Raw genomic sequence first — 25,341 nt, forward strand, 5'->3', positions numbered from 1 at the left:
GTCCCATCCTCCTTCATGTCTTTCGATTTCTTTGCCCCCTGCCCGCGCGGCCTCGAAGCCGCGCTCGCCGCCGAACTGGCCGAAACTGCGCAACGCCGCCTGCCGCCCGGCGCGCTCCAGGTCGGCGCCGAAGTGCCCGGCGGCGTGCATTTCCGCGGCAACTGGGCCGGCGGCATCGCCGCCAACCTGCATTCGCGCATTGCGAGCCGCGTGCTCCTGAAGATCGCCCAGCGCCCGTACCGCAGCGAACAGGACATCTATGCGCTCGCGCGCGAGCAACAGTGGGAGAAGTGGTTCTCGGCGAACGAGACGATCCGCATCGACATCACCGCAATCAAGTCGCCGCTGCGCAGCCTCGAATTCGCCACGCTGCGCGTGAAGGACGCGATCTGCGACCGCATGCGCGACAAGGCCGGCGCGCGTCCGAGCGTCGATACCGCCTATCCCGACGTGCGCGTCTTCGCCTTCCTCACGGCGAACGAATGCACGCTCTATCTCGACACCTCCGGCGAGCCGCTCTTCAAGCGCGGCTGGCGTCTGGACAAGGGCGCCGCCCCGCTGCGCGAGAACCTCGCCGCGGGCATCCTGCGCCTCACGGGCTGGACGCCCGGCACGCCGCTCTACGACCCGATGTGCGGCAGCGGCACCTTCCTTGCGGAAGCCGCGCAGGTCGCACTCGACATCGCGCCGGGGCTCGATCGCCGCTTCGGCTTCGAGTCGCTCAAGCAGGCCGACATGGCCGCATGGCGGCACCTCAAGAGCGAGGCGAACACGGCGCGCAATCTCGCGCAAGGCAAGACCGGCGATCTGCTGATTTACGGCAGCGACATCTCCGACGTCATGCTGGAAAAGGCGCGCGCGAACTTCAAGCGCGCGGGCTTCGGCAGCGTGACGCTCAAGCAGCTCGACGCGCGCAACATGACGCCGCCCTCGGCTGCGCCCGGCATTCTCGTGGCGAATCCGCCGTACGGCGAGCGTATCGAAGTGCGCGGCCGCAACGCGCGCGGCGAGGCGCGCCCGACGGCGCGCGAGCGGCGCGGCGACGAAGATGGCGCAGGCAGCGAAGGCTTTCGCCGCGCCAAGGACGAGGCAGCCGACGCCGAGTTCTTCCAGGCGCTCGGCGACGCGCTCAAGCAGCGCTTCACCGGCTGGCGCGCGTTCGTCCTCACCTCGGACCGCAAGCTGCCGGGCCAGCTGCGCCTGCGCGAAGCGGCCAAGACGCCGCTCTACAACGGCGCGCTCGAATGCCGCCTGTTCCGCTTCGACCTGATCGCAGGCAGCGTGCGCCAGCGTCCGGCCGGCGGCGGCGCGAACCCCGCCGCCGGCAACGACGACGCCGGCTGACATTGCCAATCGCCCGGCGGGTGACGCTCCCACCCGCCGCCAAAACTCGCGCGGCATGGCACGGCATGGCGCGTCAAACCTACTGACAGCACGCTGTCAGCAGCCCCCTGGCACACTGCTTCTACGCCATCCGGCGAGGCCGCCGCCGCCCGGCTGCCGCCATTTCCGTCCGCCGTTGCCTTCGAGGAGCTGCATCGTGTCTACCGATTTGTCCCGTGTGATCTCGTGGTTCGAAATTCCCGCGCACGACCTGGAGCGTGCCGCCCGTTTTTACGAAACCGCCTTCGATACCGCGCTGCAACGCGAGGTGGTCGGCGGCGTGCCGATGGCGCTGTTCGCTCACACCGATACGGAAACCGGCGGCTGCATCGTGTTCAATCCGCATGACGCCAAGCCCGACCCCAAGGGCGTGCTCGTGTATCTGAACGCACAGCCATCGGTCACGGCCGTGCTCGACCGGGTGGAAAAAGCCGGCGGCAAGCAGCAAGGGCCCGCAGTGGAGCTGCCGAACAACTACGGCTACATCGGCTTCTTCATCGATACGGAAGGCAACCGCGTCGGCCTGCACGCGCCGAAGCTCGGTTAAGCCGCGGCCGGGCGCCGCGCGCGCCCGGCGCTATCATCTGCAGTTATCCCAGCCACCGCGCCCGCCCACGCAACCGCCCTGCCATGACCCGCCGTGCCGACCGCCTCTTTCGCATCGCCGAACTGCTGCGCGGCCGGCGTCTCACTACCGCGCAGCAACTGGCCGCCTGGCTCGAAGTCTCGCCGCGCACGGTCTATCGCGACGTGCGAGACCTGCAGCTCTCGGGCGTGCCGATCGAGGGCGAAGCGGGCATTGGCTACCGGCTCGCGCGCACGGCGAGTCTGCCGCCGCTCACCTTCACCGCCGACGAACTCACCGCGCTCGCGGTAGGCGCACGCATGGCCGAATCGTGGGGCGGCGCGGCGCTCGCGAGCGGCGCACGCGGCGCGCTCGCGAAGATCGCCGCCGCGATGCCCGCAGAAAAGCGCGCCGTGCTGGAGCGGCTTGCCGTGTTCGCGCCGGCGTATCACATGGATCACACGTTTTCGGACAAGCTCGACGCGCTGCATCGCGCTGTCGACACGCGGCTCGTCGTGCGCTTTGCGTACTGCGACCGTATCGGCGCGCATACCCAGCGGCGCATCTGGCCGCTCGGACTCGTGTACTGGGGCGCGCAATGGACCGTGGGCGCCTGGTGCGAAATGCGCGAGGACTTCCGCAACTTCAACATCGCGCGCATGGAAAACGTGGAGGTGCTCGAGCCATTTCCCGATGTGAGCGGGCGGCGCCTCGCCGACTATCTGCGCCGCGTGAATGCGCCTTCGCTGTGAGCGTTCGTCACGATGCGGCCGCCCATGAAAAAGGCGCGCATCGCTGCGCGCCTTTTGCGTGGATTGGATGCGAGCCGCGCTTACTCCACCGCCTTCACCATCTCCTCGATCACCTTCTTCGCGTCGCCGAACACCATCATCGTCTTGTCCATGTAGAAGAGTTCGTTGTCGAGGCCAGCGTAGCCCGCCGCCATCGAGCGCTTGTTCACGATGATCGTGCGCGCCTTGTACGCCTCGATGATCGGCATGCCCGCGATCGGCGACTTCGGATCGTTCTTCGCGGCCGGATTCACCACGTCGTTCGCGCCGAGCACGAGCACGACATCGGTCTGGCCGAACTCGTTGTTGATGTCCTCCATCTCGAACACCATGTCGTAGGGCACCTCGGCTTCGGCGAGCAGCACGTTCATGTGGCCCGGCATACGGCCCGCCACCGGGTGAATCGCGTAGCGCACGTCCACGCCCTTCTCCACGAGCTTGTCGGTGAGTTCCTTCAACGCATGCTGCGCACGCGCCACCGCGAGGCCGTAACCCGGCACGATCACGACGCTTTCCGCATTGCCGAGCATGAACGCGGCGTCGTCGGCCGAACCCGACTTCACCGGACGCTGTTCCTGCGCACCGCCCGCCGCCGCCGCACCCGCTTCGCCGCCGAAGCCGCCCAGCAGCACGTTGAAGAACGAGCGGTTCATCGCGTGGCACATGATGTACGACAGGATCGCGCCCGAAGAGCCCACCAGCGAGCCCGCGATGATCAGCATGGCGTTGTTCAGCGAGAAGCCGATACCCGCCGCCGCCCACCCCGAGTACGAATTCAGCATCGAGACGACCACAGGCATGTCCGCGCCGCCGATCGGGATGATGATCAGCACGCCCAGCGCGAACGCGATCAGCGTCATGATGATGAACGGCAGCCACGACTGCGTGAGGAAGAACAGGATGCCGAAGCCGATCATGCCGAGCGCGAGCATCAGGTTGATCAGATGCTGGCCCGCGTAGACGACGGGCGCGCCCTGAAAGAGCCTGAACTTGTACTTGCCGGAGAGCTTTCCAAAGGCGATCACGGAGCCTGAGAACGTGATCGCGCCGACGAAGGTGCCGATGAACAGCTCGATGCGGTTGCCATACGGCAGGAAGCCCGGATACGGCGCGTCTTCGGCGACCAGCCCGAATGCGGCGGGCTCCGAAACCACGGCATAGGCAATGCACACGGCCGCCAGACCGATCAGCGAGTGCATGGCCGCGACGAGTTCGGGCATCTTCGTCATCTCGACGCGCGCGGCGACATAGGCCCCAACGCCGCCGCCCACCACGAGCGCCGCGAACAGCAACGCAAGCCCAAGCCCGAGATTCGAGCCGAACTGTGCGGACTCCTTCACGATCAGCGCGAGGGTCGTGAGAATCGCGATGGCCATGCCGACCATGCCGAACACGTTGCCGGCGCGCGCGCTCTTCGGATTCGACAGCCCCTTGAGCGCCTGGATGAAGCAGACCGACGCCACCAGGTAAAGCAGCGTAACGACGTTCATGCTCACGAAGTTCAGCCCCATCATGCGCCCTCCTTGCTGCCCGGAGCGGAGCGCTTTTTCGGCTCTTTCTTGCGGAACATCTCCAGCATTCGCCGCGTGACGAGGAACCCGCCGAACACGTTCACGGCCGCCAGCAGCACGGCGAACGTGCCGAAGAACTTGCCCGGTCCGCCCACGGTCAGGCCCGTGGCGAGCATCGCGCCCACGATCACGATGGCCGAGATCGCATTGGTCACGGCCATGAGCGGCGTATGCAGCGCGGGCGTGACGTTCCAGACCACGTGATAGCCCACGTACACGGCCAGCACGAAAATGATCAGGTTGATGACGGTATGGTTGATGACTTCCATTCCTGTTCTCCCCTTTATGTCTTGCGCGTGACCTGGCCGTCGCGGGCCAGCAGCGTGGCCGCGACGATGTCGTCCGCGAGATCGATGTTGAGCGCGCCTTCCTTCGTGAGGATGAGCTTCAGGAAGTCGAGCAGGTTACGCGCGTAGAGCGCGGAGGCGTCGGCGGCGACCATCGAGGCGAGGTTCGTGTAGCCGCAGATCTGCACGCCGTGGTGCGTCACGACCTTGTCGGCCTCGGTGAGCGGGCAGTTGCCGCCGCGCCGCCCGCTTGCCTCGTCCGCAACCGGACCGCGTCCTGCCGCGAGGTCGATGACCACCGAGCCCGGCTTCATCGCCTGCACGGTTTCCGATGGCAGGAGCGTCGGCGCATCGCGGCCAGGAATCAGCGCGGTCGAGATGACGATGTCCGCCTGCTTCGCGCGCTCGTGCACCAGCGCCGACTGGCGCGCCAGCCACGACGGCGGCATGGGCCGGGCATAGCCGCCCACGCCGACGGCCGCTTCGCGCTCCTCATCGGTTTCGTAGGGCACCTCGAGGAATTTGCCGCCGAGCGACTCGATCTGCTCTTTCACGGCGGGACGCACGTCCGAGGCCTCGATCACGGCGCCGAGGCGCCGCGCCGTGGCGATGGCCTGCAGGCCCGCCACGCCCGCGCCGAGAATCAGCACGCGCGCGGCTTTCACGGTGCCGGCGGCGGTCATGAGCATCGGCATGAAGCGCGGATAGAGGTTCGAGGCCACGAGCACCGCCTTGTACCCGGCGATGTTGGCCTGCGACGACAGCACGTCGAGGCTCTGCGCGCGCGTGGTGCGCGGCGCGGCTTCGAGCGCGAAGGCCGTCACGCCTGCCTCGGCGAGTTTCGCGGCGTTTTCCGCATTAAAGGGATCGAGCATGCCCACCAGCACCGCGCCGCGCTTCATGAACGGCAATTCGCTGACCGTGGGCGACTGGACCTTGAGCACGAGGTCCGCGCCGAAGGCGGCGGCCGCGTCGGCGACCTGCGCACCCACGGCCGTGTAGGCCTCGTCGAGATAGCTCGCGCCGGCGCCTGCGCCGGCCTGGACCGTGACCGTGTGGCCCTGGGCGACGTACTTCTTCACTGTCTCCGGCGTCGCGGCCACGCGGGTTTCGTTCGCCCGCGTCTCTGCAGGCACTCCGATATGCATCGTTGTTTCCTCCTCGACCTTCTTGTTCTAGCTGTTCTGGCTCGAATCGAGCGAAGGGAGATCGACGGCGTTCAGGCGCCGGCATCCATTGCAACGGCAAACGACGGCACCACTTTAACCGAAAGCAGCGGCGCCTTTGTAGCGGGAATTGCCCGTCTTTGTGCGATGCACACAACATGCTGCGTCGTCCGACCGGACGGTCGGCAGTGCCAGGCGAGCCGGGTGCGCACCCTTGGGGGCCCGATCCGGCCCCGGGCAGCGTTCCTGCCGTCCCGGTAAAATACCGGCCCATGAACGAGGAAACCTGGGCACCCCACGTCACCGTGGCCGCCATCGTCGAGCGCGACGGGCGTTTTCTGCTCGTCGAAGAGCACACGAGCGCCGGACTGCGCCTGAACCAGCCCGCCGGCCATCTGGAAGCGGGCGAGACGTTGCACGAGGCCGTGGTGCGCGAAACGCTCGAGGAAACCGCGCATGCGTTCACGCCCGAAGCGCTGGTCGGCGTGTATATGACGCACTTCGGCAAGCCAGGCGAGAGCGGTGCGACGTACGTGCGGTTCACGTACTGCGGCAGTGTGACAGCCGAGGCGGAAAACCGCGCGCTCGATCCGGATATCGTCCGCACGGTGTGGATGAGCGTGGACGAGCTGCGCGCGGCGAGCGAGCGTCATCGCACGCCGCTCGTCATGCGCTGCGTCGACGATTACCTCGCCGGCAAGCGCGTGCCGCTGGATTTCATCCAGACGCACGCGACGGCACCGAAGGCCGGACAGGGCGCGGCATCCAGGGCAGTACCCAAGAGCTGAATTAAGGCAGCAACGAAATGAGCAAACGCAAGGTCGTGGTGGGCATGTCGGGCGGCGTCGATTCGTCGGTTACCGCATGGCTGCTCAAGGAGCAGGGATTCGACGTCGTCGGTCTCTTCATGAAGAACTGGGAAGACGACGACGACGGCGAGTACTGCTCGACGCGCCAGGACTGGATCGACGTGGTGTCGGTCGCGGACCTGATCGGCATCGACGTCGAGGCCGTGAACTTCGCCGCCGAATACAAGGACCGCGTATTCGCGGAGTTCCTGCGCGAGTATTCCGCGGGGCGCACGCCGAACCCCGACGTGCTCTGCAACGCCGAGATCAAGTTCAAGGCCTTTCTGGACCATGCCATGTCGCTCGGCGCGGAAACGATCGCCACGGGCCACTATGCGCGTGTGCGCCAGAACCAGGAGCGTGACGGACGTTTCGAACTGCTGAAGGCGCTCGACCACACGAAAGATCAGTCGTACTTCCTGCATCGCCTGAACCAGGCCCAGCTTTCGAAGACGATGTTCCCGCTCGGCGAAATCCCCAAGACGAAGGTGCGTGAGATCGCCGAAAAGATCGGCCTGCCGAACGCCAAAAAGAAGGATTCCACAGGAATCTGCTTCATTGGCGAGCGGCCGTTCCGCGACTTCCTCAACCGCTATCTGCCGACCCAACCCGGCCCGATGATGACGCCCGACGGCCGCGTCGTGGGCGAGCATATCGGCCTCGCGTTCTACACGTTCGGGCAGCGCAAGGGCATTGGCCTCGGCGGCAGCAAGGACGGCAGCGGCGAAGCGTGGTTCGTGGCGGGCAAGGACATGGCCTCGAACACGCTCTACGTCGTGCAGGGCCACGATCATCCGTGGCTGCTCGCGCACGAGCTGCGCGCGGGCAACGTGAGCTGGGTGGCGGGCGAACCGCCCGCGCAGGACCACGCGTGCGGCGCAAAAACGCGCTATCGCCAGGCCGATGCGCCCTGCTCGTTCCATCGCGCAGACGCATTCGGCGCGGGCCAGTTCACCCTGCGCTTTGCCGACGCGCAATGGGCCGTGACGCCCGGCCAGTCGGCCGTGCTCTACGACGGCGACGTGTGCCTGGGCGGCGGCATCATCGAGGCAGTGACGACGCTCGCGCCGCACGTGCCCGCCGTGCTGCCGCCCGAAGCGCCGAAGAAAAAGAAGCGCGTACCGCGCAAGAAGCCCGCTGCGGCGGCAACCGCGTGACGCGGGCTGCGTCAGGCAAACCGTCAGCAAACACCGCGCGGCGCCTTGGGCGCCGCGTTTTTTTCATCTGCCTTTCGACGCCTGCCGAAGCTTTCGACGCTTGCCGAAGCCCGGATCGAGTGGCTATGCGCGCCTGCCGCCCTGATTCACGAACTTGCGGCATCATTCCCGCAAGCCGCGCCCGGCAACCGCGCGGCTGACGCGCACCGCCCCTTTACGGGAAGAGAGCAGGCGCGCGCATCACATCCAGTTCGAGGAGTTCCCCCAATGTTTTCCCGACGTTATCTCGCCATGTGGGGCGCGGTGCTGCTGCTCGCGGCCTGCGTCGCCGCGGCTGCGCTCCATCACCTGTCGTGGTACTGCGTAATCGTGCCCGCGCTGCTCGTCGCGCTCGGCCTCTACGACATGTCCCAGGAGCGCCACGCGATCCTGCGCAACTACCCGATCTGGGGTCATCTGCGCTTTCTGTTCGAATTCGTGCGGCCCGAGATCCGCCAGTACTTCGTCGAGGACGACACCGACGAAAAACCGTTCTCGCTCGCCCAGCGCAGCCTCGTCTACCAGCGCGCGAAGAACGCGGTGGACAGCCGCCCGTACGGCACCGAACTCGACGTGAAGGCCGTGGGCCACGAATGGATCAGCCATTCGCTCGCGCCCACCAGGCTCGCAGGCAGCGACTTCCGCGTGCTCGTCGGCGCGAACCGCGAGCAGCCGTACTCGATGTCGATCTTCAACATCTCGGCGATGAGCTTCGGCGCGCTCTCCGCGAACGCCATCCGCGCGCTCAACATGGGCGCGAAGAAAGGCGGCTTCGCGCACGACACGGGCGAAGGCTCGATGTCGAAGTATCACCGCGAGAATGGCGGCGACATCATCTGGGAGATCGCTTCGGGCTACTTCGGCTGCCGCAACGACGACGGCACCTTCAGCGCCGCGAAATTCCAGCGCCTCGCGGGCGAGCCGCAGGTGAAGATGATCGAGGTGAAGCTCTCGCAAGGCGCGAAACCCGGCCACGGCGGCATGCTGCTCGCGGCCAAGGTCACGCCCGAGATCGCCGAGACGCGCGGCATTCCCATCGGCCGCGATTGCGTCTCGCCCCCCCGCCATTCGGAGTTCTCCACGCCGCGCGGCCTGCTCGAATTCGTCGAGCGCCTGCGCAAGCTCTCGGGCGGCAAGCCCACGGGCTTCAAGCTGTGCATCGGCCATCCATGGGAGTTTTTCGGCATCGCCAAAGCGATGCTGGAAACCGGCATCCTGCCCGACTTCATCGTCGTGGACGGCGCGGAAGGCGGCACGGGTGCGGCGCCGCTCGAATTCACCGATCATATCGGCACGCCGCTGCAGGAAGGCCTGCTCCTCGTGCACAACACGCTCGTGGGCATCGGCCTGCGCGACAAGATCAAGATCGGCGCGAGCGGCAAGATCATCACCGCGTTCGATATCGCGCGTACGCTCGCGATCGGCGCGGACTGGGTGAACTCGGCGCGCGGCTTCATGTTCGCCGTGGGCTGCATCCAGGCGCAGAAGTGCCACTCGGACCGCTGCCCCACCGGCGTCGCCACGCAAGACCCCGTGCGCCAGCGCGCGCTGAACGTGCCGGACAAGGGCGAGCGCGTCTTCAACTTCCATCGCAACACGCTGCACGCGCTGCAGGAGCTGATTCAGGCCGCGGGTCTTTCGAGCCCATCGGATCTGCGCGCGCACCACATCGTGCGGCGCGTGTCGTCGTATGAAGTGAAGCTGATGTCGGAGCTGCTCAAGTACCTGAAGCCCGGCGATCTGCTCGAAGGCCGCTATCGCTATCAGCTGTATGAGAAGTGGTGGCCCGTCGCGCGCAGCGATTCGTTTGCGCCGGCCGAGGAAAAGATCGTCTGAAGCAGACGATGTGCGGCATGCACGAAAATGCCCGGCGGCACGCCATGCCGCCGGGCGTTTTCATATCGACTGCCTGCGAACCGCCGGTTAGCCTTGCGGCACCGTGTCGATGAACGACTGGCGCTGCGAGAGCTTCTCGAAGTGGCGCGCGAGATTCGGATGCGCCTCGCGCCAGTCCAGCTCCGGCATGCGGAAGTCGAGATAACCGAGCGCGCAGCCCACGGCAATATCCGCGATCGTGTAGCGGTTGCCCGCGCACCACGGGTTGGCGTCGAGCCCCTTGGCCATCGCGGCGAGACTTTCGTGGATCTTGCGCGCCTGGCGCTTCACCCAGGCCTCGTTGCGCTGCTCCGGCGTGCGCTGCGTGGCTTCGAGGCGGATCAGGACGGTGGCGTCGAGCATGCCGTCGGCGAGCGCCTCCCAGCAACGCACTTCGATACGCTCGCGGCCTGCGGGCGGAATGAGCTTGGCCACGGGCGAAAGCATGTCGACGTACTCGCAGATCACGCGCGAGTCGAACACCGCCTCGCCGTCATCCATCACGAGACACGGTACCTTGCCGAGCGGGTTGAAATCGTGAATCGCCGTTTCCTCGCCCCACACGTTTTCGAGCACCAGCTTGTAGTCGATTTTCTTTTCGGCGAGCGTGATCCGCGCCTTGCGGACATACGGGCTGCCGAGCGAACCGATGAGTTTCATACCACCTGCCTTTTCTGGAATCCGGCCGAAGTATAAGTTGGATTTGCATTTTTCTGACGCGCCGCCTGTTGCAGTGCAGGATTTTTCCTACAAATGATGTCAGCAGGAGACAACACCCGGCACGAGCGGCGCGCGGGTCGGGTCACCGCGAGGCAGCGCGTCCGTTTGTAGCCAGCGCTACAATCTCACGATGGACTCGACCCTCAAGCAAAGCGCCCCGGCCGCCCCGAGCGAAGCCCACCCTGCGGCCAGCGTGGCCGACGCAGCCGACATGCAGCGCGGCCCCGACGGCGGCGCAGCGCTCTATCGCGCGCGCCGCGAACGGGTGCTTGCGGCGCTGCGTGCGCAAGGCGGCGGCGTCGCACTCGTGCCGACCGCGCCCGAAGCGCTGCGCAATCGCGACGCGGACTATCCTTATCGGCACGACAGCTACTTCTACTATCTCACCGGCTTCACGGAGCCCGAGGCGCTGCTCATGCTCGACGCGAACGCGGGCGAGAACCAGCCCGCCGCCATCCTGTTCTGCCGCGCGAAGAACGTCGAGCGTGAAACGTGGGAAGGCTTTCGCTTCGGTCCGGACGCCGCGCGCGAAGCGTTCGGCTTCGACGCCGCGTTTGCCTTCGACGAACTCGATGCCCGCATCCCCCAGCTCATCGCCGGCCGTCCGGCGCTGCACTACGCGCTCGCGGCCTCCGATCGCTTCGACGCGCAGGTGAAGCGCTGGATCGACGCGGTGCGCGCGCAGGGGCGCAGCGGCGTCACCGCGCCGGGCGCCGCCTACGACCTGCTGCCGCTGCTCGACGACATGCGCGTGATCAAGGACGCGCACGAGCTCGACACAATGCGCCGCGCCGCGAAAATCTCGGCCCTCGCACACGTTCGCGCGATGCGGACATGCCGGCCCGGCATGCGCGAATACGAGATCGAGGCGGAGCTGCTCTACACGTTCCGCAAGCACGGCGCGCAGGCGCCCGCCTACGGCTCGATCGTCGCGGCCGGCGCGAACGCATGCGTGCTGCACTACCCCGCGGGCAACGCGGTGGCGCGCGAGGGCGACCTCGTGCTGATCGACGCCGCGTGCGAGTTGAACGGCTATGCCTCGGACATCACGCGCACGTTCCCCGCGGGCGGCCGCTTCACGAGCGCGCAACGCGAGCTTTACGACATCGTGCTCGCCGCACAGCAGGCCGCCGTCGACGCCACGCGCGCCGGCGTGAATTTCGAGGCGCCGCACGACGCCGCAGTGCGCGTGCTCGCGCAGGGGCTGCTCGATACCGGCATCATCGACCGGCAGCGTTTTGCGGGCGTCGACGACGTGATCGCCGAGCGCGCCTACGCGCGCTTCTACATGCATCGCACCGGGCACTGGCTCGGCATGGATGTGCACGACGCGGGCGACTATCGTGAGCGCGGCGAACGTCCCGATGCAGCAGGCGCCGCTAAGCCCGACGCTCCGCCGCCCTGGCGCACGCTGCGCCCCGGCATGACGCTGACGATCGAGCCGGGCCTCTACGTCCGCGCGGCCGAAGACGTGCCCGAGCGCTACTGGGACATCGGCATCCGCATCGAGGACGACGCCATCGTCACCGAAACGGGCTGCGAGTTGATTACGCGCGACGTGCCCGTTGGCGCCGATGAAATCGAAGCGCTCATGCAGGATGCGCAACGCGTCGCTTGATGCAGGCGGCGGACGCAGACGCGAAGATTCCACACGAAGCGAAGCAAACGACATGAACGCAGTTTCCGGCAGCGCGAACGACACTTCCACCGGCGCGAACGCGCACGCCCACTTCGACCACGACGTGACGATCGTCGGCGCGGGGCCCGTGGGTCTCGCGCTCGCGGGCTGGCTCGCGCGGCGCAGCGCCACGCAAGGGCTCTCGATCGCGCTGATCGACGCGCGCGAACCCGAGGATAGCGCCAGCGATCCGCGTGCCATTGCCGTTTCGCAGGGCAGCCGCACGCTGCTCGAAGCGCTCGCGTGGCCGCACGACGCCACGCCCATCGAGCGCATCCATGTCTCGCAGCGCGGCCATTTCGGGCGCACGCTGATCGACCGCCACGACTACGACTTGCCCGCGCTCGGCTACGTGGTGCGCTACGGGACGATCGTTCACGCGCTCGCGCAGGCCGTGCGCGGCACCCAGGTGCACTGGCTGCATCACACGCAGGCGCACGACCCGGTCGTGCAAAACGACGGCGTGACGCTGCCGGTCGTGAGCGCCGGAGTCGAGCGGCATCTGCGCACGCGCATCCTCGTGAATGCCGAAGGCGGGCTCTATCGCGCGCCGCCGCAACGCGACGCACAAGACGATTCCGATGAGACCGGCGCGAAAGCCGTCGTGCCGGCCGCCGAAACCGGACGTACGCCCAAGCGCACGCGCGACTACGGCCAAACGGCGCTGGTCGGCGTGGTGACGCTCGCGGCCCCGCAGCCAAATGTGGCGTGGGAGCGCTTCACGAGCGAAGGCCCGATCGCGCTCCTGCCGATGGGCGGCGTACGCGGTGCGGACTATGCGCTCGTGTGGTGCTGCTCGCCCGCGCAAGCCGAGCGCCGCGCGCAGCTTTCCGACGCCGGCTTCCTCGCCGAACTGGGCGTGGCGTTTGGCGCGCGCATGGGCCGCTTCATGCGGATCCACGCTCGCGCGGCGTTCCCGCTCGGCTTGAACGCGCTCGATGCGCTGGTTTCCGGTAACGGCCGCATCGCGGCGGTCGGAAATGCGGCGCAGACGCTGCATCCGGTGGCGGGCCAGGGCCTCAATCTCGGCCTGCGCGATGCCCACGCCCTTGCCGACTCCCTCGCGCAACACGGCGCCACGCCGCGTGCGCTCGCCGAGTTCGCGGGCCGCCGCGCGTTCGACCGGCGCATGACGATCGGTGCGACCGATACGCTCGCACGCCTGTTCACCGTCGATTTCGGTCCGCTCGCCACGCTGCGCGGGCTCGCGCTCACGGCGCTCGAATTCGCGCCGCCCGTGAAGACGGCGCTCGCAAGGCAGATGATGTTTGGGCAGCGGAGTTGATGTGGCGAACTAAGGGTCGCATCGCATTTCGTCGTGGCAGCGCCGCACTTGCCGCACTTGCTTAACGAACGCACGGCCTGTAACAAGACCAGGGTCCGCGCTGCGGGACCTCGCATCCCGCTTACGCTAAAATACGCGTTTCCCCTTTTTCAAATACACGCCGTTCGCCGCGCCGGCCGGAATGCCATCCGGGTCGCGGCACCGGCCTCGCCCGCGCGTCATGTTCACTATCGGCCATCACACCTTGCGTAATAACCTGTTCGTCGCCCCCATGGCGGGCGTCACGGACAGGCCGTTCCGCCAGCTGTGCAAGCGCCTCGGCGCGGGCTATGCGGTGTCCGAAATGGTTGCGTCCAACGCGCAGCTCTGGAAGAGCGAAAAGACCATGCGCCGCGCGAATCACGCGGGCGAAGTGGAGCCCATCTCCGTGCAGATCGCCGGCGCCGATCCGGACATGATGGCCGAAGCCGCGCGCTACAACGTCGCGAACGGCGCGCAGATCATCGACATCAACATGGGCTGCCCGGCCAAGAAGGTCTGCAACGTCGCGGCCGGCTCGGCGCTGCTGCAGAACGAGCCGCTTGTCGCGCGCATCGTCGGGGCCGTGGTCGACGCGGTCGGCGTGGGTCCCGACGCCGTGCCCGTCACGCTCAAGATCCGCACCGGCTGGGACCGCGACAATCGCAACGCGCTCACCGTCGCGCGCATTGCCGAGGAAAGCGGCATCGCCATGCTCACCGTGCACGGCCGCACGCGCGCCGACCTCTATCACGGTGAAGCGGAGTACGAAACGATTGCCGCGGTGAAAGCCGCCGCGCGCATTCCGGTGGTCGCGAACGGCGACATCACGTCGCCGCAAAAGGCGCGCGAGGTCCTCGCGCTCACGGGCGCCGACGCCATCATGATCGGCCGCGCGGCGCAGGGGCGCCCGTGGCTGTTCCGCGAAATCGGGCATTTCCTCGCGACGGGCGAGCAGTTGCCGCCGCCGCGCGTGGACGAAATCCAGTCGATCATGAACGAGCATCTGGAGGATCACTACGCGTTTTATGGGGAATTTACGGGCGTGCGTACTGCGCGCAAGCATATCGGCTGGTACACTCGCGGCCTTTGCGGCGCCAATACGTTCCGGCATCGCATGAATACGCTGGACACCACGCGCGAACAGCTCGTCGCTGTCAACCAGTTCTTCGACGAACAGAAGGCGCGCTCCGAGCGCCTCGTCTACGTCGACGACGAGAACAACGACAGCGACGGCAGCGACGAATCAACCGATCGACTGGCAGCATGAGCAAGCACAACATCGAACAATCCGTCCGCGAGAGCCTTGGCATCTACTTCCAGGACCTCGACGGCAGCAATCCGCACGACGTCTACGAAATGGTGATGGCGTGCGTCGAAAAACCGATGCTCGAGGTGGTGCTCGAGCAGGCAGGCGGCAATCAGTCGCTGGCCGCCGAGTATCTCGGCATCAACCGCAACACGCTGCGCAAGAAGCTCCAGCAGCACGGCCTGCTGTAACGCCGCTGCGTTTTACTGGACCTTTTGCACGGACCCCTCGATCTCTCGGCAATCTACCTCGTTACCCATCATGATCAGGCAAGCGCTCATCTCCGTTTCCGATAAGGCCGGCATCGTCGACTTCGCGAAGTCGCTGTCGGACCTCGGCGTCAAGATCCTCTCGACCGGCGGCACCGCGAAACTGCTCGCGGACGCGGGTCTTTCCGTCACCGAAGTGGCCGACTACACCGGCTTTCCGGAAATGCTCGATGGGCGCGTGAAAACGTTGCACCCGAAGGTGCACGGCGGCATCCTCGCGCGCCGCGACCTGCCCGAGCACATGGCCGCGCTCGAAAAGCACGACATCCCGACGATCGACCTGCTCGTCGTGAACCTCTACCCGTTCGTCCAGACAGTGTCGAAGGACGAGTGCACGCTCGAAGACGCGATCGAGAACATCGATATCGGCGGCCCGACCATGCTGCGCTCGGCGGCGAAGAATCATCGCGACGTGACCGTGGTGGTCGACCCGGCCGACTACGCGAAGGTGCTGGAAGAGATGCGCGCGAACGGCAACACCGTGAGCTACGCCACGAACTTCCGCCTCGCGACCAAGGTGTTCTCGCACACGGCGCAGTACGACGGCGCGATCACGAACTACCTCACGAGCCTCACCGATGCGCTCGAGCACAAGTCGCGCAACACCTACCCTGCGGTGCTGAACCTCGCATTCGACAAGGTTCAGGACCTGCGCTACGGCGAAAACCCGCACCAGAGCGCCGCGTTCTACCGGGACCTCACGACGCCGGCCGGCGCGCTCGCGAACTACACGCAGCTCCAGGGCAAGGAACTCTCGTACAACAACATCGCCGACTCGGACGCGGCATGGGAATGCGTGAAGACGTTCGATGCCCCCGCGTGCGTGATCATCAAGCACGCGAATCCGTGCGGCGTGGCAATCGGCGCGAACGCGCTCGAAGCCTACTCGAAGGCGTTCCAGACCGACCCGACCTCGGCGTTCGGCGGCATCATCGCGTTCAACCGCGAAGTGGACGAAGCGGCGGCGCAGGCCGTGGCGAAGCAGTTCGTCGAAGTGCTGATCGCGCCGTCGTTCTCGGAAGCGGCCAGGGCCGTGTTCGCCGCGAAGCAGAACGTGCGTCTGCTTGAAATCGCGCTGGGCGATGGCCATAACGCATTCGATCTGAAGCGCGTGGGCGGCGGCCTGCTCGTGCAATCGCTCGACGCGAAGAACGTGCGGCCGCACGAACTGCGCGTGGTAACGAAGCGCCACCCCACGCCGAAGGAAATGGACGATCTGCTCTTCGCATGGCGCGTCGCGAAGTTCGTGAAGTCGAACGCCATCGTGTTCTGCGCGAACGGCATGACGATGGGCGTAGGCGCGGGCCAGATGAGCCGCGTGGACTCGGCGCGCATCGCCAGTATCAAGGCGGAAAACGCGGGCCTCAAGCTCGCAGGCACGGCAGTCGCCTCGGACGCGTTCTTCCCGTTCCGTGACGGCCTCGACGTGGTGGTCAATGCCGGCGCGACCTGCGTGATCCAGCCGGGCGGCTCGATGCGCGACGACGAAGTGATCGCCGCCGCCGACGAGCACAACATCGCCATGGTGATGACGGGCATCCGCCACTTCCGTCACTGATCTTCGCCGCCCTGGTTGCGTGCGGCGCGTGACCTGCACGTGACGCGCCGCTAGTGCAAAGCCCGCCGGACTCGCGTCTCGCGGGCTTTTTCCTTGGGCCGCGCGCCCGGTTCGCTCGCGCCTTCGAGGCTCGCGGCCCAGGCGCCGTTCGTTGTACCATCGCAGGCACATCCGTCTTTCCTGCATTTCATGAGAATTCTCGGCATCGACCCCGGCTTGCGCGTCACCGGCTTCGGCGTGATCGAGCGTCACGGCCATCAGCTCACGTACGTCGCAAGCGGCGTCATCCGCACCGCCGATGCCGATCTGCCCACGCGCCTCGGCACTATCTTCGAGGGCATTTCCACGCTGATCCGCCAGCACGCGCCCGACCAGGCCGCCATCGAAAAAGTCTTCGTCAACGTCAATCCGCAGTCGACCCTCCTGCTCGGCCAGGCGCGCGGCGCGGCCATTTGCGGACTGGTTTCGGGCGGCGTGCCGGTGGCCGAGTACACTGCGCTGCAGCTCAAGCAGGCCGTGGTGGGCTACGGACGCGCGACCAAGGAACAGATGCAGCAGATGGTCGTGCGCCTGCTCGCCCTGACCGGCACGCCCGGCACCGACGCCGCCGACGCGCTCGGCATGGCGATCTGCCACGCGCACGGCGGCGACGCGCTTGCCGCGCTCGGCGGGCTTGCGCCCGCACTCGCGAAGAAGGGCATGCGAGTGCGGCGTGGGCGGTTGATCGGCTGAATGCGCGGCCGATGCGCCTGGCCGAACGGCCAGCGTTCCCGCCGCGTGCTCCGTACGGCCCTGCCCTGGGCTACACTCTTGAGCTTTCCCTCATCACAGAACCCGCCATGATCGGTCGCATTGCCGGCGTATTGCTGGAAAAGAACCCGCCGCACCTGCTCATCGACTGCAACGGCGTCGGCTACGAAGTCGACGTGCCAATGAGCACGTTCTACAACCTGCCCGGCACTGGCGAGAAAATCGTGTTGCTCACGCAGATGATCGTGCGCGAAGACGCGCATCTGCTCTTCGGCTTCGGCACGCAGGAGGAACGCTCCACGTTTCGCGAACTGCTCAAGATCAGCGGCATCGGCGCACGCATGGCGCTCGCCGTGCTCTCGGGCATGAGCGTGAATGACCTGGCGCAGGCGGTCACGCAGCAGGATGCTGCACGCCTCACGCGCGTGCCCGGCATCGGCAAGAAAACGGCCGAGCGCCTGCTGCTCGAACTCAAGGGCAAGCTCGGCGCGGACCTTGGCGCGATGGCCGCCGCCGCTTCGCCTTCCGACCACGCGAACGACATCCTCAACGCGCTGCTCGCGCTCGGCTATTCGGAGAAGGAAGCGCTCGCCGCAATCAAGAACGTGCCCGCCGGCACCAGCGTTTCAGAAGGCATCAAGCTCGCGCTCAAGGCGCTTTCCAAGGCCTGATCGCCCTCGCGTACGCCCAAGGCGGGCTGTTAGTTGCGACGCCGTCGCTGGGCTTGGGACGGCCCCGCCGTCGCATAGTCTGCGCGGTACAATCGCTGCATGATCGAAACCGACAAACTCGCCGCCAACCACGCCGGCGCCGACCGCGTGATCGCCGCCACGCCCGCCTCGACTCATGAGGAAGCGTTCGAACGCGCATTGCGCCCGCGCCAGCTCGACGAATACGTCGGCCAGGAAAAGGTGCGCGGCCAGCTCGAGATCTTCATCGAGGCTGCGAAACGCCGCTCCGAACCGCTCGACCACGTGCTGTTGTTCGGGCCGCCGGGCCTCGGCAAGACCACGCTCGCGCACATCATTGCGCGCGAAATGGGGGTCAATCTGCGACAGACGTCGGGGCCCGTGCTGGAGCGTGCGGGCGATCTCGCGGCGCTGCTCACCAATCTCGAAGCCAACGACGTGCTCTTCATCGACGAAATTCACCGGCTCTCGCCGGTCGTCGAGGAAATCCTGTATCCGGCGCTCGAGGACTACCAGATCGACATCATGATCGGCGAAGGACCGGCCGCGCGCAGCGTGAAGCTCGACCTCCAGCCGTTCACGCTCGTGGGCGCGACCACGCGTGCGGGCATGCTCACAAATCCGCTGCGCGACCGCTTCGGCATCGTCTCGCGCCTCGAGTTCTACAACGCAGGCGAGCTTTCGCGCATCGTGCAGCGCTCCGCTTCGCTGCTCGGCGCGCAGATCCACCCTGACGGCGCGCTCGAAATCGCGCGCCGCTCGCGCGGCACGCCGCGTATCGCGAACCGCCTGCTGCGCCGCGTGCGCGACTACGCGGAGGTGAAGGCCGACGGCGCGATCACCGCGAAGGTCGCCGACGCTGCGCTGCGCATGCTCGACGTCGATCCCGTGGGCTTCGACCTGATGGACCGCAAGCTGCTCGAAGCCATCCTGCACAAGTTCGACGGCGGTCCGGTGGGCGTGGACAACCTTGCCGCCGCGATCGGCGAGGAACGCGACACGATCGAGGACGTGCTCGAACCGTATCTGATCCAGCAGGGCTATCTGCAGCGCACGCCGCGCGGGCGCGTAGCCACGCAACTGAGCTACCGCCACTTCGGCCTCACGGTGCCGGACGACGCGTCGACGGGCGGCGACTGGGAACCGGACGCGTCATAAGGCGCGCAAGCCCCGACGCAGCGCGAGCGAGAGCACGATGTCCGATCACGCCGGCCTTCCTCCCAACGCGCCTGAGCCGACCGGCCTTGCCGGTCAACTCGTGCGCCGCCTGCGCATGATGCTCGCCGACAACATCACGCATCTCACCACGGGCAGCGGCCCGAGACTCGATTACTCGAATCCGCCAGGCGACCCCGGCCTCTTCGGCCCGGACGCCGTCTGCTGGAAGGTCCACGCCGATTTCGCCGCGATGATGGCGGGCGGTGTCAGCGCGCTGCTGCTGCAGGCGCTGCATCCGCTTGCGCTCGCCGGGGTGTGGGACCATTCGACGTTTCGCATCGACATACTCGGGCGGCTGCGACGCACCGCCACGTTCATCGCCGGCACGACTTACGGCAGCCGCGCCGACGCGCTGGCGCTGATTGAACGCGTCAAGCGGATCCACCTCGCCGTGACGGGCACCGCGCCCGATGGCCGCCCCTATCGCGCAAGCGATCCTGCGTTGCTGACCTGGGTGCATGTGGCCGAAGTTTCGAGCTTTCTCGGCGCGTATTTGCGCTTCGTGAATCCCGCGCTGCCCGGTGAGATGCAGGATCAGTACTACGCCGAAGTCGCGCGCATTGCCGAACGGCTGGGCGCGACGAACGTGCCGCGCTCGCGCGCCGAAATCGCTGCGTATCTGCAGTCGATGCAGCCCGAACTCGTCGCGAGCGAGCGCACGTTCGAAGTGGTGCGCGTGCTCATGCAAGCGAGCGCGCCCCGCCCGGGGATGCGCCCCGCCGGCGCGCTGATCAGGAACGCGGGCATCGACCTGTTGCCGCCCTTCGCCCAGCGCATGCTCGGCTTCGATTCATTCGCCTTCGCGCGCCGCGCCATGGTGCGGCCCGGCATGCTCGCCGTCGCGCCTGTGTTGCGCTGGGCGCTCGTCAACGGCGTCTCGAAACGGGCGCGGCGGCGGGCGTCGGCAACACCCGCGAAGTAAGCGCTGCGCAACAAAAAACGGCCAACCCGCTCGCGCAGGTTGGCCATTTCATCAGCGGCGCTCGATGCGACTGCGCGCGGCTCGCGTGCTTACAGCTTCACGACATCGGGCAGCGTCTTCTTGTCCGCCTTGTAGTTGTATATTGTCCGTCGCCGTGCCCGATTAGCGCCCCGGCCCGGGCGTGCGCCTGAAGCCGTCGTCGGCGCTGACACCGCCCAGATGGGCCACATCGCCCCACGCGACGACGCGCGCCTGCATCACATAGTCGCCGCGTTCGAAATCGACGACGTTGACGCTCGTGTTGAGGAGCGGCCACGCGCGCGGCGCGTCGAGCGCGAGGCCGTTGGCGAAGCGGTACACGCAGTCGAGCACGCCGCCGTGCGCGACACACGCAATCCGGCCGCCCGCATGCCTCGCCAGGATCGGCTCGAGCGCATGCAGTACACGGTGGTAGAACTCGCGCTGCGACTCGCCTTCGGGCGGCGCGAAGCCGGGGTCGCGCGTTTGCCAGTGTGCGTACTCGTCCGGAAAACGCTCGGCAATTTCGTCGCTGTCGTGGCCCTGAAACGCGCCATAGTTGCGCTCGCGCAGGCCTTCGGTGAGCTGCACCGGCAGACCCAGGGTTTCGGCAATGGGCTGCGCCGTCTGTTGCGCGCGCAACAAATCGCTCGACCAGATGGCGTCGAGCCGCGCACCCGACTGCGCTTCATTCGCTAGCCGCGCGCCGAGCCGCTGCGCCTGCGCTTCGCCGCTTCCCGCGAGCGGAATGTCGATGTGTCCCTGGATGCGCTTGATGCGGTTCCAGTCCGTTTCGCCGTGGCGGATAAGGAGAATCTGCGTGTTCATGATCCAAAGCGCAGGGTTCAGTTGCGCACTTGCAGCCAGAACGTGACGGGGCCGTCGTTGACGAGCGACACCTGCATGTCGGCGCCGAACTCGCCGGTCTCGACGCTCGTATGCTTCTCGCGCGCGGCGGCGACGAAATAATCGAACAGGCGCCGCCCCTCTTCGGGCGGCGCGGCCGGCGTGAAGCTCGGGCGCAGACCGCTGTTCGTGTCGGCCGCCAGCGTGAACTGCGAGACGAGCAGCAGGCCGCCGGCGGCGCCGTTGCCGTCGATGTTCTGCACGCTCAGGTTCATCTTGCCCGCCGCGTCGCTGAACACGCGATAGCCGAGCAGCTTCGCGAGCAGTTTGTCGGCGTTGGCCTCGGTGTCGCCGCGTTCAGCGCAAACCAGCGCGAGCAGCCCCTGGCCGATCGCGCCGGTCACGCGCTCGCCGCCGCCGTCGGCCACGCGCACCTCGGCACGGCGCACGCGCTGGATCAGCGCAATCATGCGGTAAGCGTCACGCGCGCAAAGCGGCGCTTGCCCACCTGCACGACGAACTCGCCCGCTTCGACCTTGAGGCCCTTGTCGGAGACGGTCGCGCCGTCGATCTTCACGCCGCCCTGCTCGATGTTGCGCAGCGCTTCGCTCGTGGACGGCACGAGCCCCGCCTGCTTGAGCAACTGGCCAATGGCGAGGGGCGCGCCCGCGAGCGTGATCGACGCAATGTCGTCCGGCACGCCGCCCTTGGCGCGATGGTTGAAGTCTTCGAGCGCGCGCTCGGCGTCGGCCTGCGAATGAAAGCGCGCGACGATTTCCTGCGCAAGCAGCACCTTGAAGTCGCGCGGGTTGCGGCCCGCTTCGATTTCGCGCCTGAATCCTTCGATTTCGTCCATCGGCCGGAACGAGAGCAGCGTGAAATAACGCCACATCAGCACGTCGGAAATGCTCATGAGCTTGCCGAACATGTCGTTGGGCTTCTCGCTGATGCCGATGTAGTTGTTCTTCGACTTCGACATCTTCTCGACGCCGTCGAGGCCTTCGAGCAGCGGCATCGTGAGAATGCACTGCTGCTCCTGGCCGTACTGCTTTTGCAGTTCGCGGCCGACGAGCAGGTTGAACTTCTGGTCCGTACCGCCGAGCTCGAGGTCCGCATTGAGCGCGACCGAGTCGTAACCCTGCATGAGCGGATACAGGAATTCGTGGATCGAGATGGGCACGCCGCTCTGGAAGCGCCTCGTAAAGTCCTCGCGCTCGAGAATGCGCGCAACCGTGTAGCGCGACGCGAGCTTGATCATGCCGTCGGCGCCGAGCGGCATCGACCATTCGCTGTTGTAACGAATTTCGGTCTTTTCGCGGTCGAGCACGAGCGCGGCCTGCTCGAAATACGTTTTCGCGTTCGACTCGATCTGCTCGCGCGTGAGCGGCGGACGCGTGGCGTTGCGGCCCGACGGGTCGCCAATGAGCGAGGTGAAGTCGCCGATCAGGAAGATGACGTTATGGCCGAGGTCCTGCAGCTGGCGCATCTTGTTGAGCACGACCGTATGGCCGATGTGGATGTCGGGCGCGGTCGGGTCGAGGCCGAGCTTGATGCGCAGCGGCTTGCCGGTGGCCGCGCTGCGGGCGAGCTTTTGCTCGAATTCTTCTTCGATCAGCAGTTCGTCCACGCCGCGCTTCGTGACGGCAAGCGCGTGACGGACTTCGTCGGTGACCGGAAAGGCGTCTTTTGCGCCGCTGGTAGTAGTGGACTCGTTGCTCATGCTTCGATCGGTTCTGTCGTTAAGTCTGGGTCTAGACGGCAATTTTACGTGATTCGCTTCGCCGGGCCGAGGTTTGCGGGTGTTTGCGGGCCGCGCATGCGGCTTTGACTCGCGGCGCGCGCGCGAGGCCTCGCGCTCAGGAACGGGCAGCGGCGCGCGCCACCCGCGGCACGCCTTTCGCGCGCGCCTGCCAGAGGTCGTAGGCGATCTGCATGGCAAGCCACAGGTCGGCGCGACCGCCGCTCTCTTCGCCAAGCCAGGCCTCGATGCGCAGCGCCATTTCCGGCGAAATTCCGGCGCGGCCGTTGAGCACGCGCGAAAGTGCGGCGCGCGTGACGCCAAGTTGCGCCGCGGCCTCGGTCACAGTGAGCCCCAGTTCGGGGAGGATATCTTCGCGCAGCGTTTCGCCGGGGTGCGGCGGGTTGTGCATGCGTAGCGTGTCGTTCATGTTGCTCGTGCCTCAGTGATAGTCGTGATAGTCGACAAGTACCGCGTGGCGGCCCTCGAACGCGAAAGTCAGGCGCCAGTTGCCGTTGACGAGAATCGCGTGGTGGCCGTCGAGACGGCCCTCAAGCGCATGGCAGCGCCAGCCCGGCACGTTCATGTCCTGCGGAGATTCGGCCTCATCGAGCCGCGCCAGCTGCCGCCGCAGGCGCGGTATGTGATCGGGACGGATGCCCGCCTTGCTGCCGGTGAAAAAGAACGCCTTCAACCCTTTGTGATTCCAGGACTTGATCATGACTCTCCAGATCAGGCAGATCGAACATGGGTGGGTCTGGAGCCAGGGTCCGGTTTGCGATCAGTGCGCGTCATCCGTATAGCGTATAGGCTCACTATACGGATGACGCGGTGCGTGGTCAACATCGAGACTCAAGGAGTTGATTTCGCGCAAGGCTCCAGTGCCGCTCGCGCTTCGAGCGGCACGGATTAGCGTCCCACGTCGCCAGGACGGCCAACAGTCGGCCTTTCGGCTTACGCTCGAACGGCATTGCGCCGATAATTCCCTCGCAGGGCACTGAATTGCATTGATCAAGGAGCACAACGTGGCGCCACGCGACGCACGAAACGAGAGCGCACACGCCGCCGACGGCGTGTATTTCGGCCTGATGTCGGGCACGAGCATGGATGGTGTGGACGGCATTGCCGTGCGCTTCGAGGCGGGCCAGCGGCCAGTCGTGCTGGCCGAGGCGTTCGTGAGCTTCGCACAGGGACTGCGCGAAGCGCTCTTTTCGTTGCAGCAGCCGGGCGAGAACGAGATCGAGCGCGAAGCGCTCGCCGGCAACGCGCTGGCTGCCCGTTATGCGGTGTGCTGCCACGAATTGCTGCGCGGGAGCAACGTTCCGCCCGCCGAGGTGCGCGCGATCGGCGCGCACGGGCAGACCGTGCGGCATCGGCCGGAGAAGGGCTACACCGTGCAGATCCAGAACCCGGCGCTGCTCGCGGAACTCACGCATATCGACGTGATCGCCGACTTCCGCAGCCGCGACGTCGCCTCGGGCGGCCAGGGCGCGCCGCTCGTGCCCGCGTTCCACGCGACGCTGTTCGGCTCGCAGGAAGAAACGCGCGTGGTCTGCAACCTCGGCGGCATCAGCAACATTACGGTGCTCTCGTCGACAGGCGCCGTGCGCGGCTTCGACTGCGGCCCGGCCAACGCCCTGCTCGACCTGTGGGCTGAACGGCACCTCGGCAAGCCCTACGACGAGAACGGCAAGTTCGCCACGAGCGGCAATCTGCATCAGCCGCTTCTCAATGCCCTGCTGGACGAACCGTTCTTCGAGCAACAGCCGCCCAAGAGCACGGGCCGCGATCTTTTCAACGCCCGGTGGCTCGACGACAAGCTCAAGGGCTTCGAGTCGCTCACGCCCGCCGACGTGCAGGCCACGCTAGTCGCACTGAGCGCCGTGAGTGTCGCGCGTGAGATCGAGCGTCACGCGAGTGATTGCCGCGCCGTATATGTCTGCGGAGGCGGCGCGCGCAATGCGGCATTGATGGCGGCGCTGCAAAAGGCGCTCGAAACGGGCGGCGTGGCGGGCGTGCCGGTCACGACCACCGAGGCGCTCGGCGTCCCGCCGCATCAGGTGGAACCGCTTGCCTTCGCGTGGCTCGCCATGCGCTGCGTGGCGCGCGAGCCGGGCAATCTCGCAGCCGTAACCGGAGCTGCCGGCGAGCGCGTGCTGGGCGCGATTTATCCACGCTGAGCAGGCGCGGGGCAATAAAAAACGGGGCCGAAGCCCCGTTCTTCATGGCAGCCAATCGATCAAACCGAGAACGACGAGCCGCAGCCGCACGTGGTGGTCGCGTTCGGGTTCTTGATGACGAATTGTGCGCCGTTCAGATCGTCCTTGTAGTCGATCTCGGCGCCGACGAGATACTGATAGCTCATCGAGTCGATCAGCAGCTGGACGCCGTTGCGGTTCATCACGGTGTCGTCTTCGTTGACCGTTTCGTCAAACGTGAATCCATACTGGAAGCCCGAGCAGCCGCCGCCCTGCACGAATACGCGCAGCTTCAGCTCCGGGTTGCCTTCCTCGTCGATCAGTTGCTTGACCTTGTCAGCCGCTGCTTCGGTGAAAACGAAGGGACCGGGCATTTCGGTCGCGGTAGTTTCGGTGACAGCGCTCATTCGAACTCTCCAAAAAAGCTTCTAGCCGCTATTGTA

Annotated in this window: 26 protein-coding genes; 16 read left to right on the plus strand and 10 right to left on the minus strand. The window is 66.6% G+C overall.

The genetic code is table 11. The features are described from left to right. The first annotated feature begins 15 nt into the window (after positions 1-15). The 3 genes from BHE01S_RS08265 to BHE01S_RS08275 all read left to right on the plus strand — a co-directional run bounded on the left by BHE01S_RS08265 (position 16) and on the right by BHE01S_RS08275 (position 2,700). Positions 16-1,344 carry a THUMP domain-containing class I SAM-dependent RNA methyltransferase gene (locus tag BHE01S_RS08265; protein WP_042262508.1) on the plus strand — a complete coding sequence of 443 codons (1,329 nt, stop codon included), beginning with the start codon at positions 16-18 and terminating at the stop codon, positions 1,342-1,344. Positions 1,345-1,537: 193 nt separating this feature from the next. Beyond that, positions 1,538-1,930 carry a VOC family protein gene (locus BHE01S_RS08270; RefSeq protein ID WP_373682599.1) on the plus strand — a complete coding sequence of 131 codons (393 nt, stop codon included), beginning with the start codon at positions 1,538-1,540 and terminating at the stop codon, positions 1,928-1,930. Positions 1,931-2,013: 83 nt separating this feature from the next. After that, on the plus strand, positions 2,014-2,700 hold the full coding sequence (locus tag BHE01S_RS08275) for a helix-turn-helix transcriptional regulator (protein ID WP_042262510.1): 687 nt from the start codon (positions 2,014-2,016) through the stop codon (positions 2,698-2,700). Between the two features lie 80 nt (positions 2,701-2,780). Here the strand turns inward: BHE01S_RS08275 and BHE01S_RS08280 are convergent, their stop codons facing one another. Genes BHE01S_RS08280 through BHE01S_RS08290 form a run of 3 tightly spaced genes read right to left on the minus strand, consistent with a single transcriptional unit; the run spans position 2,781 to position 5,745 of the window. After that, on the minus strand, positions 2,781-4,235 hold the full coding sequence (locus BHE01S_RS08280) for an NAD(P)(+) transhydrogenase (Re/Si-specific) subunit beta (protein WP_042262774.1): 1,455 nt from the start codon (positions 4,233-4,235) through the stop codon (positions 2,781-2,783). 14 nt (positions 4,236-4,249) lie between these two features. Continuing rightward, positions 4,250-4,579 carry an NAD(P) transhydrogenase subunit alpha gene (locus tag BHE01S_RS08285; protein ID WP_042262511.1) on the minus strand — a complete coding sequence of 110 codons (330 nt, stop codon included), beginning with the start codon at positions 4,577-4,579 and terminating at the stop codon, positions 4,250-4,252. A 14-nt stretch (positions 4,580-4,593) separates the two neighbouring features. Next, on the minus strand, positions 4,594-5,745 hold the full coding sequence (locus BHE01S_RS08290) for a Re/Si-specific NAD(P)(+) transhydrogenase subunit alpha (protein ID WP_042262513.1): 1,152 nt from the start codon (positions 5,743-5,745) through the stop codon (positions 4,594-4,596). Positions 5,746-6,035: 290 nt separating this feature from the next. Between BHE01S_RS08290 and BHE01S_RS08295 the strand changes: the two genes are divergently transcribed. From BHE01S_RS08295 to BHE01S_RS08305, 3 genes are all read left to right on the plus strand, one after another. Further along, positions 6,036-6,551: an NUDIX hydrolase gene (locus BHE01S_RS08295; protein WP_042262517.1), complete on the plus strand. Its 516-nt coding sequence runs from the start codon at positions 6,036-6,038 to the stop codon at positions 6,549-6,551. Between the two features lie 17 nt (positions 6,552-6,568). Continuing rightward, positions 6,569-7,768 (plus strand): tRNA 2-thiouridine(34) synthase MnmA, encoded by a 1,200-nt coding sequence (mnmA, locus tag BHE01S_RS08300; protein ID WP_042262519.1) that lies wholly within the window; start codon positions 6,569-6,571, stop codon positions 7,766-7,768. Positions 7,769-8,035: 267 nt separating this feature from the next. Further along, the gene (locus tag BHE01S_RS08305; RefSeq protein ID WP_042262521.1) at positions 8,036-9,643 is read left to right on the plus strand and encodes an FMN-binding glutamate synthase family protein; all 1,608 of its coding nucleotides are present in this window, start codon (positions 8,036-8,038) and stop codon (positions 9,641-9,643) included. Positions 9,644-9,730: 87 nt separating this feature from the next. Here BHE01S_RS08305 and BHE01S_RS08310 read toward each other — a convergent pair whose 3' ends face one another. Further along, positions 9,731-10,342 carry a glutathione S-transferase C-terminal domain-containing protein gene (locus tag BHE01S_RS08310; RefSeq protein WP_042262525.1) on the minus strand — a complete coding sequence of 204 codons (612 nt, stop codon included), beginning with the start codon at positions 10,340-10,342 and terminating at the stop codon, positions 9,731-9,733. A gap of 271 nt (positions 10,343-10,613) precedes the next feature. Here BHE01S_RS08310 and BHE01S_RS08315 point away from each other — a divergent pair, with 271 nt between their 5' ends. The 9 genes from BHE01S_RS08315 to BHE01S_RS08355 all read left to right on the plus strand — a co-directional run bounded on the left by BHE01S_RS08315 (position 10,614) and on the right by BHE01S_RS08355 (position 20,098). Beyond that, positions 10,614-12,020, plus strand: coding sequence for an aminopeptidase P N-terminal domain-containing protein (locus BHE01S_RS08315; RefSeq protein WP_042262776.1), 1,407 nt, complete (start codon positions 10,614-10,616; stop codon positions 12,018-12,020). Between the two features lie 52 nt (positions 12,021-12,072). After that, positions 12,073-13,365: a UbiH/UbiF/VisC/COQ6 family ubiquinone biosynthesis hydroxylase gene (locus tag BHE01S_RS08320; RefSeq protein WP_042262778.1), complete on the plus strand. Its 1,293-nt coding sequence runs from the start codon at positions 12,073-12,075 to the stop codon at positions 13,363-13,365. A gap of 220 nt (positions 13,366-13,585) precedes the next feature. Further along, entirely contained in the window at positions 13,586-14,653 is a 1,068-nt protein-coding gene (dusB, locus tag BHE01S_RS08325) for a tRNA dihydrouridine synthase DusB (RefSeq protein WP_042262528.1), read from the plus strand. Then, complete coding sequence (locus BHE01S_RS08330; RefSeq protein ID WP_028216158.1) at positions 14,650-14,883, plus strand: Fis family transcriptional regulator; 234 nt, start codon at positions 14,650-14,652, stop codon at positions 14,881-14,883. The genes dusB and BHE01S_RS08330 overlap by 4 nt, the downstream gene beginning before the upstream one ends. Positions 14,884-14,953: 70 nt before the next feature. Continuing rightward, complete coding sequence (purH, locus tag BHE01S_RS08335; RefSeq protein WP_042262533.1) at positions 14,954-16,519, plus strand: bifunctional phosphoribosylaminoimidazolecarboxamide formyltransferase/IMP cyclohydrolase; 1,566 nt, start codon at positions 14,954-14,956, stop codon at positions 16,517-16,519. 189 nt (positions 16,520-16,708) lie between these two features. Continuing rightward, positions 16,709-17,251 carry a crossover junction endodeoxyribonuclease RuvC gene (gene ruvC / locus BHE01S_RS08340; protein ID WP_042262780.1) on the plus strand — a complete coding sequence of 181 codons (543 nt, stop codon included), beginning with the start codon at positions 16,709-16,711 and terminating at the stop codon, positions 17,249-17,251. Between the two features lie 107 nt (positions 17,252-17,358). Continuing rightward, the gene (gene ruvA, locus BHE01S_RS08345) at positions 17,359-17,940 is read left to right on the plus strand and encodes a Holliday junction branch migration protein RuvA (protein ID WP_042262537.1); all 582 of its coding nucleotides are present in this window, start codon (positions 17,359-17,361) and stop codon (positions 17,938-17,940) included. Between the two features lie 99 nt (positions 17,941-18,039). Continuing rightward, a complete protein-coding gene (gene ruvB, locus BHE01S_RS08350; protein ID WP_042262539.1) occupies positions 18,040-19,116 on the plus strand; it encodes a Holliday junction branch migration DNA helicase RuvB in 1,077 nt (358 codons plus the stop codon). A 37-nt stretch (positions 19,117-19,153) separates the two neighbouring features. After that, positions 19,154-20,098: an oxygenase MpaB family protein gene (locus tag BHE01S_RS08355; RefSeq protein WP_042262542.1), complete on the plus strand. Its 945-nt coding sequence runs from the start codon at positions 19,154-19,156 to the stop codon at positions 20,096-20,098. Positions 20,099-20,260: 162 nt separating this feature from the next. Here BHE01S_RS08355 and BHE01S_RS08360 read toward each other — a convergent pair whose 3' ends face one another. The 5 genes from BHE01S_RS08360 to BHE01S_RS08380 form a co-directional block, all read right to left on the minus strand. Beyond that, positions 20,261-20,944, minus strand: coding sequence for a histidine phosphatase family protein (locus BHE01S_RS08360; RefSeq protein WP_042262544.1), 684 nt, complete (start codon positions 20,942-20,944; stop codon positions 20,261-20,263). Positions 20,945-20,961: 17 nt separating this feature from the next. Further along, positions 20,962-21,432 carry a D-aminoacyl-tRNA deacylase gene (dtd, locus tag BHE01S_RS08365; protein ID WP_042262545.1) on the minus strand — a complete coding sequence of 157 codons (471 nt, stop codon included), beginning with the start codon at positions 21,430-21,432 and terminating at the stop codon, positions 20,962-20,964. After that, complete coding sequence (tyrS, locus tag BHE01S_RS08370) at positions 21,429-22,682, minus strand: tyrosine--tRNA ligase (protein ID WP_042262548.1); 1,254 nt, start codon at positions 22,680-22,682, stop codon at positions 21,429-21,431. Before tyrS ends, dtd begins: the two co-directional genes overlap by 4 nt. 136 nt (positions 22,683-22,818) lie before the next feature. Then, complete coding sequence (locus BHE01S_RS08375; protein WP_042262550.1) at positions 22,819-23,130, minus strand: HigA family addiction module antitoxin; 312 nt, start codon at positions 23,128-23,130, stop codon at positions 22,819-22,821. A gap of 12 nt (positions 23,131-23,142) precedes the next feature. Further along, positions 23,143-23,421, minus strand: coding sequence for a type II toxin-antitoxin system RelE/ParE family toxin (locus BHE01S_RS08380; RefSeq protein ID WP_042262552.1), 279 nt, complete (start codon positions 23,419-23,421; stop codon positions 23,143-23,145). 304 nt (positions 23,422-23,725) lie between these two features. On the opposite strand from BHE01S_RS08380, the gene BHE01S_RS08385 reads away from it, so the two are divergent. Beyond that, positions 23,726-24,880, plus strand: coding sequence for an anhydro-N-acetylmuramic acid kinase (locus BHE01S_RS08385; protein WP_084068681.1), 1,155 nt, complete (start codon positions 23,726-23,728; stop codon positions 24,878-24,880). A gap of 59 nt (positions 24,881-24,939) precedes the next feature. On the opposite strand, the gene erpA is transcribed toward BHE01S_RS08385, so the two are convergent. Continuing rightward, positions 24,940-25,305, minus strand: a complete 366-nt coding sequence (gene erpA / locus BHE01S_RS08390) for an iron-sulfur cluster insertion protein ErpA (RefSeq protein WP_042262553.1) — start codon at positions 25,303-25,305, stop codon at positions 24,940-24,942. Between the last annotated feature and the right edge of the window lie 36 nt (positions 25,306-25,341).

Source organism: Paraburkholderia heleia NBRC 101817, assembly GCF_000739775.1.
Lineage (GTDB): Bacteria > Pseudomonadota > Gammaproteobacteria > Burkholderiales > Burkholderiaceae > Paraburkholderia > Paraburkholderia heleia.